The 11,976-nt window shown below is 65.9% G+C and carries 13 protein-coding genes; 10 read left to right on the top strand and 3 right to left on the bottom strand.

All coding sequences use genetic code 11. The features are described from left to right. The 8 genes from AC6RA4_RS17700 to xrtE all read left to right on the top strand — a co-directional run. On the top strand, positions 1-1,002 hold a 1,002-nt coding region (locus AC6RA4_RS17700; RefSeq protein ID WP_500162616.1), incomplete at its 5' end, for a Zn-dependent hydrolase. A gap of 141 nt (positions 1,003-1,143) precedes the next feature. Then, positions 1,144-2,598, top strand: a complete 1,455-nt coding sequence (hydA, locus tag AC6RA4_RS17695; RefSeq protein ID WP_500162614.1) for a dihydropyrimidinase — start codon at positions 1,144-1,146, stop codon at positions 2,596-2,598. Between the two features lie 207 nt (positions 2,599-2,805). Beyond that, positions 2,806-3,597: an ABC transporter ATP-binding protein gene (locus tag AC6RA4_RS17690; protein ID WP_500162618.1), complete on the top strand. Its 792-nt coding sequence runs from the start codon at positions 2,806-2,808 to the stop codon at positions 3,595-3,597. Then, positions 3,590-4,027, top strand: a complete 438-nt coding sequence (locus AC6RA4_RS17685) for a GNAT family N-acetyltransferase (protein WP_500162612.1) — start codon at positions 3,590-3,592, stop codon at positions 4,025-4,027. The genes AC6RA4_RS17690 and AC6RA4_RS17685 overlap by 8 nt, the downstream gene beginning before the upstream one ends. After that, the gene (locus AC6RA4_RS17680; RefSeq protein WP_500162610.1) at positions 4,024-4,884 is read left to right on the top strand and encodes an ABC transporter permease; all 861 of its coding nucleotides are present in this window, start codon (positions 4,024-4,026) and stop codon (positions 4,882-4,884) included. The genes AC6RA4_RS17685 and AC6RA4_RS17680 overlap by 4 nt, the downstream gene beginning before the upstream one ends. After that, positions 4,884-5,720: an ABC transporter permease gene (locus AC6RA4_RS17675; RefSeq protein WP_500162608.1), complete on the top strand. Its 837-nt coding sequence runs from the start codon at positions 4,884-4,886 to the stop codon at positions 5,718-5,720. The genes AC6RA4_RS17680 and AC6RA4_RS17675 overlap by 1 nt, the downstream gene beginning before the upstream one ends. 52 nt (positions 5,721-5,772) lie before the next feature. Beyond that, a complete protein-coding gene (locus AC6RA4_RS17670) occupies positions 5,773-6,765 on the top strand; it encodes an ABC transporter substrate-binding protein (protein ID WP_500162606.1) in 993 nt (330 codons plus the stop codon). Between the two features lie 418 nt (positions 6,766-7,183). Next, positions 7,184-8,752, top strand: a complete 1,569-nt coding sequence (gene xrtE / locus AC6RA4_RS17665) for an exosortase E/protease, VPEID-CTERM system (RefSeq protein WP_500162604.1) — start codon at positions 7,184-7,186, stop codon at positions 8,750-8,752. A 62-nt stretch (positions 8,753-8,814) separates the two neighbouring features. Here xrtE and AC6RA4_RS17660 read toward each other — a convergent pair whose 3' ends face one another. Beyond that, positions 8,815-8,982, bottom strand: coding sequence for a VPEID-CTERM sorting domain-containing protein (locus AC6RA4_RS17660; RefSeq protein ID WP_500162603.1), 168 nt, complete (start codon positions 8,980-8,982; stop codon positions 8,815-8,817). Positions 8,983-9,346: 364 nt separating this feature from the next. Here AC6RA4_RS17660 and AC6RA4_RS17655 point away from each other — a divergent pair, with 364 nt between their 5' ends. Beyond that, a complete protein-coding gene (locus AC6RA4_RS17655) occupies positions 9,347-9,529 on the top strand; it encodes a hypothetical protein (protein ID WP_500162602.1) in 183 nt (60 codons plus the stop codon). A 30-nt stretch (positions 9,530-9,559) separates the two neighbouring features. Here the strand turns inward: AC6RA4_RS17655 and AC6RA4_RS17650 are convergent, their stop codons facing one another. Beyond that, a complete protein-coding gene (locus tag AC6RA4_RS17650) occupies positions 9,560-9,931 on the bottom strand; it encodes a hypothetical protein (RefSeq protein WP_500162600.1) in 372 nt (123 codons plus the stop codon). An 82-nt stretch (positions 9,932-10,013) separates the two neighbouring features. On the opposite strand from AC6RA4_RS17650, the gene AC6RA4_RS17645 reads away from it, so the two are divergent. Continuing rightward, positions 10,014-10,748, top strand: a complete 735-nt coding sequence (locus AC6RA4_RS17645) for a Crp/Fnr family transcriptional regulator (RefSeq protein WP_500162598.1) — start codon at positions 10,014-10,016, stop codon at positions 10,746-10,748. A gap of 16 nt (positions 10,749-10,764) precedes the next feature. On the opposite strand, the gene AC6RA4_RS17640 is transcribed toward AC6RA4_RS17645, so the two are convergent. Then, entirely contained in the window at positions 10,765-11,787 is a 1,023-nt protein-coding gene (locus tag AC6RA4_RS17640) for a LacI family DNA-binding transcriptional regulator (RefSeq protein ID WP_500162596.1), read from the bottom strand. Positions 11,788-11,976 lie beyond the last annotated feature (189 nt).

Here is an 11,976-nt window from a genome sequence, read left to right as displayed (position 1 = left end):
GTCGGCAGCCACCTCGACACCCAGCCCACCGGCGGCAAGTATGACGGCGTGCTGGGCGTGCTGGGCGCGCTCGAAGCGGTGCGCTCGATGAACGATCTCGGCATCAAGACGAAGCATCCGATCGTGGTCGTCAACTGGGCCAACGAGGAGGGCGCACGCTTTGCGCCGGCCATGCTGGCCTCGGGCGTCTTCGCCGGGGTGCACAGCCAGGACTATGCCTATGGTCGCAAGGATCTCGAGGGCAAGAGCTACGGCGAGGAACTCGCGCGCATCGGCTGGAAGGGCGACGAGGAGACCGGCGCCCGCAAGATGCACGCCTATTACGAGCTGCATATCGAACAGGGGCCGATCCTCGAGGCCGAAGGAAAGGATATCGGCGTCGTCACCCATTGCCAGGGCCTGTGGTGGCTCGAGTTCACTTTGACGGGACGCGAGGCGCATACCGGCTCCACGCCGATGGCGATGCGGGTCAACGCCGGCCTCGCCATGGCGCGCATCCTGGAGATGGTGCAGGAGGTGGCGATGGCCGCCCAGCCGAACGCCGTGGGCGGCGTCGGGCAGATGCAGTTCTCGCCCAACTCGCGCAACGTGCTGCCGGGCACGGTGGTGTTCACCGTCGATGTCCGCTCGCCCGACCAGGAGAAGCTCGACGGCATGCGGGCCGAGGTCGAGAAACGCGCCGCGGAGATCTGCGAGGAGATCGGGGTCGGCTGTTCGGTCGAGCCGGTCGGGCATTTCGACCCGGTGACCTTTGCACCGGAGCTGGTCGAAAACGTCCGTAAGGCGGCCGAGAAGCTCGGCCATTCGCACATGAACCTGATCTCCGGCGCCGGGCACGACGCCTGCTGGGCCGCCAAGGTGGCGCCGGCCACCATGGTGATGTGCCCCTGCGTCGGCGGGCTGTCGCATAACGAGGCCGAGGACATCTCGAAGGAGTGGGCCACCGCCGGTGCCGAGGTGCTGCTGCACGCGGTGCTCGAGACGGCGGAGATCGTCGAGTAGGCTCAGAGCCGGGGGGGGGGGGGGGGGGGGGGGGGGGGGGGGGGGGGGGGGGCGCGCGGCGCCCACACCCCCGGGATATTTCCGGCCAGAAGAAGACAGAAGAAGACCGGGGGAGCGCCCCTGGGACAGGGAGCAAGAGATATGACCACAGTCATCAAGAACGGCACCATCGTGACCGCGGATCTGAGCTACGAGGCGGATGTGCTGGTCGAGGGCGGCAAGATCATCGAGATCGGCCCGGACCTGAAGGGCGACGAGGTTCTCGACGCCACCGGCTGCTACGTGATGCCGGGCGGGATCGACCCGCACACCCATCTCGAGATGCCCTTCATGGGCACCTACAGCGCCGACGATTTCGAGAGCGGCACCCGCGCGGCGCTGGCGGGCGGCACCACCATGGTGGTGGATTTCGCCCTGCCGAGCCCGGGGCAGGGGCTGCTCGACGCGCTGCAGATGTGGGACAACAAATCCACCCGCGCCAATTGCGACTATTCCTTCCACATGGCGATCACCTGGTGGTCGGAGCAGGTCTTCAACGAGATGGAGACCGTGGTGAAGGAACGCGGCATCACCACCTTCAAGCACTTCATGGCCTACAAGGGTGCGCTGATGGTGAACGATGACGAGCTTTACGCCAGCTTCCAGCGCTGCGCCGAGCTCGGCGCGATCCCGCTGGTGCACGCGGAGAACGGTGATGTCGTTGCCGAGCTCTCGGCCAAGCTGCTGGCGCAGGGCAATACCGGCCCAGAGGGGCACGCCTATTCGCGGCCGCCGCAGGTCGAGGGCGAGGCCACCAACCGCGCCATCATGATCGCCGACATGGCGGGCGTGCCGCTCTACGTGGTGCATGTCTCCTGCGAGGACAGCCACGAGGCCATCCGCCGCGCCCGCATGCAGGGCAAGCGGGTCTGGGGCGAGCCGCTGATCCAGCACCTGACGCTCGACGAGAGCGAGTATTTCGACAAGGACTGGGACCACGCCGCGCGCCGGGTAATGTCGCCGCCGTTCCGCAACAAGATGCACCAGGACAGCCTGTGGAACGGGCTCGCCTCGGGCTCGCTCTCCTGCGTGGCCACCGATCACTGCGCCTTCACCACCGACCAGAAGCGCTATGGCGTGGGCGATTTCACCAAGATCCCCAACGGCACCGGCGGGCTCGAGGACCGCATCCCGATGCTCTGGACTTATGGCGTCGGCACCGGGCGGCTGACGCCCAACGAGTTCGTCGCGGTGACCTCGACCAACATCGCCAAGATCCTCAACTGCTACCCGCAGAAGGGCGCGATCCTTGTGGGCGCCGATGCCGATATCCTCGTGCTCGACCCGGAAAAGACCAAGACCATCAGCGCGTCCACCCAGCAATCGGCGATCGATTACAACGTCTTCGAGGGCAAGGAGGTCAAGGGCCTGCCGCGCTACGTGCTGACCCGTGGCCGCGTCGCGGTGATGGATGGCGAGATGCAGCCCGCGCCGGGCCACGGCAAGTACGTCCAGCGCACGCCCGCAGGCGCGGTCAACAAGGCGCTGTCGTCGTGGAAGGAGCTGACCGCGCCGCGCCCGGTGGAGCGCAGCGGCATCCCGGCGAGCGGCGTCTGAGCGGCACCGGCCGATGGGCGGACGGGCCCTGCTCCCGGAGGAGGGACGGGGCCGGTCGATCTGCCACATTGCCCGCGCCACTCCCTGGGATAGGATCGCGCCGGCCCGACCGGCGCGGTGCTCCCGCAAGCAAGGCCTGCGCGCCGCCGGCACCGAGCTGGGCTGCGCGTCAGACATATCTGAGGAACTTCTCGCGTGACCAACGCCATGCCCCAGCAAGCCGAGACATCGGTGATCTCCGCCAAGGCACTCAACCTGACCTTCCAGACCAATGACGGGCCGGTGCACGCGCTGCGCGATGTGAACCTCGAGGTCGGGAAGGGCGATTTCGTCTCCTTCATCGGCCCCTCGGGCTGCGGCAAGACCACCTTTCTGCGGGTGATGGCCGATCTCGAACAGCCCACGTCGGGCGAGGTACTGGTCAACGGCGTCAGCCCCGAGGCGGCGCGCAAGGCGCGGGCCTATGGCTATGTCTTCCAGGCGGCCGGGCTCTACCCGTGGCGCAGCATCGGTGGCAACATCCGCCTGCCGCTCGAGATCATGGGCTATGACAAGGCCACGCAGGCCGAGCGGGTGCGCGAGGTGCTCGAACTGGTCGAACTGGCGGGCTTCGAGAACAAGTATCCCTGGCAGCTTTCGGGCGGCATGCAGCAGCGCGCCTCGATCGCCCGGGCGCTGGCCTTCGAGGCCGACATCCTGCTCATGGATGAGCCCTTCGGGGCGCTCGACGAGATCGTGCGCGATCACCTCAACGAGCAGCTTCTGGCGCTCTGGGCGCGGACGCAGAAGACCATCTGCTTCGTCACCCACTCGATCCCCGAGGCGGTCTATCTCTCCACCAAGATCGTGGTGATGTCGCCGCGCCCGGGCCGGATCACCGACGTGATCGAGAGCCCGCTGCCGAAGGAGCGCCCGCTCGACATTCGCGACACGCCGGAATTCCTCGAGATCGCCCACCGGGTGCGCGAGGGGCTGCGCGCGGGCCATGCCTATGACTGAGCTGCCCACCCCACGCCGCGCCGGGCCCGAGGACGTGCCGGGCATCGCCGCCGTGCTCAACGGCTGGATCGACGAGACCGACTGGATGCCGCGCAGCGAAACCGCCGAAGCGATCGAGGGCTTCATCGCCGCCGCGCTGCCCGATCGTATCATTTGGGTCGTGGGCGCGCCGATCGAGGGCTATCTGTCGCTTGATCCCGAGACCGCCAAGATCGGCGCGCTCTACTGCTCACGCACCGGCGCGGGCTGCGGCAAGGCGCTCATGGACGCCGCAAAGGAGGGGCGAGATTTCCTCTGGCTGCACACCAACCTGCCGAACGGGCGGGCGCAGGCCTTCTACCGCCGGGAGGGGTTTGTCCAGGTCGGCGGCGAGATCGCCCCGGAGCCACCGGAGACCGTGCCCGAGCTGCGCATGGAGTGGCACCGATGAGAAACCTCCTTCCCGTGCTGACCGTCGTCGCCGTCATCGTGGCGATCTGGTACGCCGCCGCCGTGTGGCTCAACGCGCAATGGGTGCTCGATACCGCCGCAAGGCAGGATCGCGAGATCGGCACCGCCGAGCTGGTGCTCGAGACCTGGAGCCAGGACAAGCCGCGGCTGCCGGCGCCGCATCAGGTGGTGACCGAGCTGTGGGAGACCACGGTCGAGAAGAAGATCACCTCGAAGCGCAGCCTCGTCTACCACGCATGGGTGACGCTGAGCGCCACGCTGGCGGGCTTTGCCATGGGCACGGCGCTGGGCGTCGCGCTGGCGGTGGGCATCGTCTATGTCCGGGTGATGGACATGAGCGTGATGCCCTGGGTGATCGCAAGCCAGACCATCCCGATCCTCGCCATCGCGCCGATGATCATCGTGGTGCTGAACGCCATGGGGCTGTCGGGGCTGCTGCCCAAGGCGATGATCTCGATGTACCTGTCGTTCTTCCCGGTGGTCGTGGGCATGGTGAAGGGGCTGCGCGCGCCCTCGATGATGCAGCTCGACCAGATGCGCACCTGGAATGCCACCCAGGGGCAGGAGTTCCTGCGCCTGCGGCTGCCCTCGTCGATGCCGTATTTCTTCGCTTCGCTGAAGATCGCCATGGCGGCGAGCCTCGTCGGCGCCATCGTCGGCGAGCTGCCGACCGGCGCCGTGGCCGGGCTTGGCGCGCGCCTGCTGGCGGGCAGCTATTATGGCCAGACCATCCAGATCTGGTCGGCGCTGTTCATGGCGGCGATTGTCGCCGCAGCGATGGTCGGGCTGATCGGGCTGGTGCAGCGCGTCACCCTCAAGCGGATGGGGATGGCGTGATGTGGATCCTGCTCGGCCTTCTCGCCTGGATCATCGGATCCGCGCTCAACGTCTGGCTGGCGCGGATGCCGCGCAGCACCGCCACGACGCTGGCCGTGCCGGTGATCTTTGGCCTGACCATCATCTTCGTCTGGGAGGCGGCGGTGCGCGGCTTCGGCATCTCCCCGGTGCTGCTGCCGGCGCCCTCGGTGATCGCGGCGCGCATGGCCAGCTCCGGCGCGGTGCTGTGGGAGGACTTCGTGCAGACCGTGGTGAAGGGCGCGCTGACCGGCTACGTCATGGGCTGCGCCGCCGCCTTCGGCACCGCCATCGTGGTCGACCGCTTCGATTTCCTGCGCCGCGGGCTGCTGCCGGTGGGCAATTTCGTTGCCGCTCTGCCGATCATCGGTACCGCGCCGATCCTCGTCATGTGGTTCGGCTTCGACTGGCAGTCCAAGGCCGCCGTCGTCGTCATCATGGTGTTCTTCCCGATGCTGGTGAACACCGTCGAGGGGCTGCGCGACACCTCGTCGATGCAGCGCGACCTGATGCGCACCTATGCGGCGGGCTACTGGACGTCGCTGCTCAAGCTGCGGCTGCCGGCGGCGATGCCGTTCATCTTCAACGGTCTCAAGATCGCCACCACGCTGGCGCTGATCGGGGCCATTGTCGCCGAGTTCTTCGGCTCTCCGATCCGGGGCATGGGCTTCCGGATCTCCACCAGCGTCGGGCTGCTGCAGCTCGATCTCGTCTGGGCCGAAATCGTCGTTGCGGCGATTGCGGGATCGGCCTTCTATGGCGGCATGGCGCTGCTCGAGAAGGCCGTCACCTTTTGGCACCCGTCGCAACGGGGCTGAACAAAAGAATAAACACTCAACAGGACCAAGAAAGACCAACAAGGAGGTAATGATGAAAACACTCACCAAACTGGGCACCGCCGCGGCGCTGTCGCTGGCCGCGGGCTCCGCCCACGCCGCCGACGAGCTGTCGCTGCAGCTCAAGTGGGTCACGCAGGCCCAGTTCGCGGGCTACTACGTGGCCGCCGACAAGGGCTTTTACGAAGAGGAAGACCTCGACGTGACGATCAAGCCGGGCGGTCCCGACATCGCGCCGGTGCAGGTGCTGCTTGGTGGCGGTGCCGATGTCATGGTCGACTGGCTGCCCTCGGCGCTGGCCGCGCGCGAGAACGGCGCACCGATCGTCAACATCGCACAGCCCTTCAAGTCGTCGGGCCTGATGCTGACCTGCCTCAAGGAGCACGGCATCGAGAGCCCCGAGGATTTCCCGGGCCACACGCTGGGCACCTGGTTCTTCGGCAACGAGCTGCCGCTCTATTCCTGGATGTCCAAGCTCGGCTACGCCACCGACGGCTCCGAGGGCGGCGTGACGATCCAGAAGATCAACTTCAACGTCGATCCGCTGCTGCAAAAGCAGGTCGAGTGCGCCACCACCATGACCTACAACGAGTACTGGCAGGTGATCGACGCGGGTCTCACGCCCGAGGATCTGGTGGTCTTCAAGTATGAGGACGAGGGCATCTCGACGCTCGAGGACGGTCTCTACACCACCGAGGCCAACCTCGAAGACCCCGAGATGGTCGACAAGCTGACCCGCTTCGTGCGCGCCTCGATGAAGGGCTGGAAATACGCCGAGGAGAACCCGGACGAGGCCGCCGAGATCGTGCTCGAGAACGATGCCACCGGCGCCCAGACCGAAGTGCACCAGAAGCGCATGATGGGCGAGATCGCCAAGCTCACCGCCGGTTCGAACGGCGCGCTGGACCCGGCGGATTTCGAGCGCACCGTCGAGGTTCTGCTCTCGGCCGGCGCCGACCCGGTGATCACCGAGAACCCGGGCGAGGCCGCCTGGACCCACGCGATCACCGACGAAGCGCTCAAGTAAGCCTTCTAGGGCGCTATTGAGAGACGATGAGAGCGCGCCTTCGGGCGCGCTCTTTTCTTGCCTGCGCGAGGCGCCGAACCGGCGCGATCCGCGACGCGGGCATCGCGGCCCCGACACGATCAAGTATGGCCCGTGGGTTCGGCGCATCCGGGTAAAGCGTCTGAGAGCTGTTCTGATCCCGCCAGCGCAGCCACAGCGAAGCCGGCCCCGGGGATGGCGCAGGCCACGGAAGGAAAAGGCAAAATCCGCCCCATTCCGCCGCTTTCAAGTCATAGTTATAGCATGATATTTTGCCAGAAGCGCCGGAACAGGCGTTTTGGGGCCATAGGGGCAGGGCATGATTGCAGACAGCTGGAAACAGGATGCTTCGAAGGTGGTGACCCGGTTGGGCGCCGCAGGGGCGATCCTGTTGGTCGAGATGCTGCTGCTGATCTGGGTCTACCAGCTCGTCGTCGATCTCGACTGTCGCAATACCGAGCTTCTGATGATTTGCCGGATCGCCCGCACCGCAGTGGTGCGCGGCCTCCTGGTGCTGATGGCGTTCGCGGTCATCGCCTGGGCGCTCTGGCCGGTCTTCTCGCGCTTTGCCCAATATGCCTCGTCCGGCATTCCGGCGGGATGGAAGGCGTGGGTCCTGCACGGCACCGGAGCCGTGCTCCTCTTTGCGCCGGCGCTGGCCCTGCAGCTCGAAGGCGGCGATCTCGGCCTTGCCCTGGTCTGCTGGACGCTCGGCGCCTTGTGCGTGGTGGTCAGCCTGATGCGCTGGGTCGCGCCGTGGTCGGCCTGGCGGCGGCTTGCGACAGAGCTGGGGGGACGGATCTTTCTGCTGCTGGCAGGGGTCTTCGTCCTGCCGGACATCGCCCTGCTTGCGGAAGGACTCTGGCAGCATGGCGAGCTGACCCTGCTCACCTTTGTCATGGTCGTTCTGACATTGCGGGCCGTGGATCCCTCTGCCTTCGCGGATGTCGACCGCTTCGTCGTGGGCATCGACAGCTTTGCCGTTGAGATCGCGCCGCAATGCTCCGGGATGGAGGGGTTTGTCCTGATCACCGGCTTTCTCGTGCTCTACGCGGCGCTTTTTCACGACACGCTGCGACAGGGCCGGTTCTGGGGCATCCTGTTTCCGCTGGCGCTGCTGGCAAGCTGGGTCTTCAACGTGCTGAGGATCGCGATCCTCGTGCTGATCGGTGCGCATATCTCACCGGAACTTGCAGTGGATGGCTTCCACTCCTACGCGGGCTGGCTGTTCTTTACCTTGCTTGCGCTGAGCATCATGACGGCAGGCCACGTGATCCCCGCTTTGCATCGTGAGGCCGGAACGCGCGCTGTGAGTCGATCCGGCCAGACGGCCGCGACGCCTTCTCTGAAGCGGGAAGAGGCGACCTTTCTGATCGCGCCGTTCATCGTCTTCATGCTGGCCTCGCTTGTGGTCAACGCGTTCTTTGTCGAACCGGCTGCGGGTTATCCGCTGGTGGCGGCGGCAATGTGCCTCGCGCTTCTGCCCTTCGCGCAACGGCTGCGCGGCCTGTCGCACGAGGCGGGGCGCGCGCTCGTGGCACCCGTGCTCGTCGGGCTCGCCGTGGGGGCGCTTTGGATCTGGCCGGTGCTTGCGGGGCAGGCCCCCGAGCCCGACGCCAGCCTCTTGCCCGGCTGGGCGCCCTGGGCCGTGGCTCTGTGGATCGCGGCCCGCCTGGTGGGGACGATCCTCTTCGTCCCGATCATCGAAGAGCTGTTCTTTCGAGAGTACCTGATCGGGCGGCTGTTCGGGACGCGCATCCCCGTGCGGGCGATCGCAGGGGTCGCGGTGTCGACCCTGGCCTTTGCCGCCCTGCACGGGAGATGGTGGGAGGCCGGCTTGGCGGGCCTCGCATTCGCGTTCATCTATTTGAGAAAACATCGCGCCGCGGATGCCATTCTGGCTCACATGGTCGCCAACGCGTTTGTCGCGGCAGCGGCCTGGGCAACGGGCGATTGGTCGCTGATCTGATTCAGGCGTGATGCCTCAGACCGCTTGGCACCGGGCCCCGAGCGATCGGGGCCGCAGTGACCTCAGGCGTTGCGGGTCAGATGCCGGGCCAGCAGCAGCGCTGCAATCACCACTGCGATCGCAAGGGCGCCGGTCGAGGCATCGATTTCCGGCACAGAGGACGTGCTGCCGTCGTACCCAGCGCCGTCACCGTGGCCGCCCAGCAGCCTCTCCAGAAAACGTCTCCACATGTCGTGCCTCATTTTGGTCAACTTTCACTTGCAGAAAATGTCGAGGTTTCGTGGAAACCTCAAATAAAACTTCGCGATAAGTTTAATATCCTTTCATTTCAGTGACTTGAAACACATTCGGAAAGATATTTGTGTCGACAGATTTGCCGAAATGAGGGCACTGTGTCCCCTCTCTCAATAGTCGCGCAACTGGCTGTTGAGTCGCGTGATGTCCGGAACCAGAAAAACTGCCGTTCGGATGGTGCCCGTTCGCGGCAAGTCGATCTCGTGACGCCGCTGCTCGGGGACTGTGCGCGCTGTCCCTGTCTGCCCGTGTCAAAGGCGTTTGCCCGGGACGCGAAGGCGGTTCCGCGGGGCTGGCCGGATGGCCGAGCTCAGCCGTTCCGGGATTGCCGCCGCGCAGGAAAAAGGGGTGGCCGAATCGGCCACCCCTGATGATCTGAAACAACATGATAAAATTCCGGGGCGCGCCGATCTGCTGGGGACAGGTCTGGTGGTGCGCTGGATTGCATCAAGGAACGGCCCGAGTCCTAGGCCGGGCCTGTGACAGCGGCATGACGATTCCTCCCGAAACCGCCTAGCGCTCGAGAAGCGCCAGAAGGTCGATGGTGCGGAACGGGCGGTGCAGAACCTCGAACCCGTCCGCCTCGCCATGCAGTTCGGCCTCGTGCCCCATCAGCACGATGCGCGCCCCGATGTCGCGCAGTGCCTGTCCGAGCGGCGATGAGACCGCCTCCTGCGGGCTCAGCGAGACCACCGCGAGGGTCGGAGCGGGACTTTCGCGCAGCGAAAGCAGCGCCGCTTCCCGGTCCGGCGCCGCGACCACCACGGCATCGGGATGCGCGTCGCGCAGGATCGCCGCAATGTCGATGCCGACGAGCTGGTCGCTGACCGCGACGAGAAAGGAGAGGGGCGGCACGGCGCCTTCGGTGCGAGTCATGTCATCCATCAGGGGGCCCAAACCCGCTCTATGGAACAAAGCCGGGCCTCACGCATTAAACTGCGACATACCGAACCCGTGAGTTGCTCGTATGAAGATGATTTCCTGCCATGCCTGCCCGCTTCATGACTGCGGCCCCTTCCTGCCGCACAGCGACGAGGAAAAGGACTTCCTCGACAAGTTCAAGGCGGGGGAGATGGCGGTCGGGCCGGGGACGCAGATCCTGATGGAAGGTGCGAAAACCCCACAGCTTTTCACCGTGCTCGAAGGCATGGGCCTACGTGAAAAGACGCTTGAGGACGGGCGCCGGCAGGTGATCAATTTTGTCCTGCCCGGCGATTTTATCGGGCTTCAGGCCGGCATCATGGGCGAGATGAATCACTCGGTCGAAGCGGTAACGCCGATGCGCTGCTGTGTGTTCCGCCGCGAAGATCTCTGGACGCTCTATCGCAACCGGCCCGAGCTGGCGTTCGATCTGACCTGGATTGCCGCCGCCGAGGAGTATTTTCTTGGCGAGACCGTCGCCACGCTGGGCCAGCGCGACGGCACCGAGCGTATCGCCTGGGCGCTGGTGAAGCTCTTCGTGCGGCTGCGCGGGCTCGGGCTCGAGGCCGAAACCGGCACCGTGCCGTTGCCCTATCGTCAGCAGGATCTGGCGGACGCGCTCGGGTTGTCGCTGGTGCACACCAACAAGACGCTGTCGCGCCTGCGCGCGCAGGGCGTGGTCGACTGGTCGGATGGCAAGCTCCGCGTGCCGGATCTCGAGGCGCTGGCGGAGCTGGCAGTGACCGAGATCGAGGCCCTGCCGCGCCGCCCGTTCCTGTGATCCGCGCCCGGCGGGATCAGCGGCGCAGCGTGTCGCCGTAGCTGATCTTTGGGGTCATCTCGATGATCTTCTCAAAATCCGCATCGGGGTTTTCGACCCGGGCGGCGATGATCTCGGCCGCCTTCTTGCCGATTTCGGCCCGGCAGGCATCCATCGTGGCAAGCTTGCGCGGCAGGCCCTGCAGCAGCTCGACGCCGTTGAAGCCGGCAAGGCCGATCTCGCCGGGGATGTCGCGGCCCTGTTCGAGCAGGTAAAGCAACCCGCCCGCGCCGATCATGTCATTCGAATAATAGAGGAAATCCAGCTCGGGCTCGCGCTCGAGAATGGCCTGGGTCATCTCGCGGCCCTTGGCCAGCGCCGAGCCGCCGGAGTAGAACTCCTGCTCGATCACCTCGACGCCGCCCTTGGCGAGCGCCTCGGTGAAGCCCTCGAACCGCTTCCGCGCGCGATAGTCGAGCGGCATCTTGGTGCCCAGGAAGCCGATCTTCTGATAGCCCGCGCGCAGGATCGCCTTGGCCATTTCACGCCCGGCGCGGCGATGCGAGATCCCCACGGCGGTGTCGATCGGCTTGCCGTCGGTATCCATGATCTCGACCACCGGGATGCCGCTGGCCTGCATCATCGCCTTCGAGGCCTCGGTATGCTCGATGCCGGCGATGATCACCCCCGAGGGGCGCCACGACAGCATCTCGTAGAGCACGCGCTCTTCCTTCTCGGGCTCGTAATCGGTGATGCCCACCACCGGCTGCAGCTCGGTATTCTCGAGCACCGCCGAAATCCCGGCCATGACCTCGGGGAACACCATGTTGCGCATCGAGGGGATGATGACAGCCACGAGGTTGACCCGCTGGCTGGCCAGCGCGCCGGCGATCTTGTTGGGCACGTAGCCCAGCGTCTTGGCGGCTTCGAGCACCTTGGCGCGGGTTGCCTCGGAGACATCGCCACGGTTGCGCAGCACGCGGCTGACGGTCATCTCGGAAACGCCGGAGGCTTCGGACACATCTCTCAGGGTGAGCGGGCGGGGATCATCATCTGCCACGGAACTGGCCTCCTAAACGCAGTAACTGCCTGCGATGTTATCGTTTCTCCCGGGACAGGCAAGGCGCGTGTGCCGGGTGCGCAAAATTCGCGCAGGTGGATGACAAAGCGATCATCAGGCGATAATGGGAGGCAAGCGGTCCCGTGGCTCAACTGGATAGAGCAGCCCCCTCCTAAGGGGCAGGTTGCA

This window comes from Salipiger sp. (genome assembly GCF_059781815.1).
Note: the sequence above shows the minus strand (reverse complement) of the source record. Positions and strands in the feature narration are given on the sequence as shown.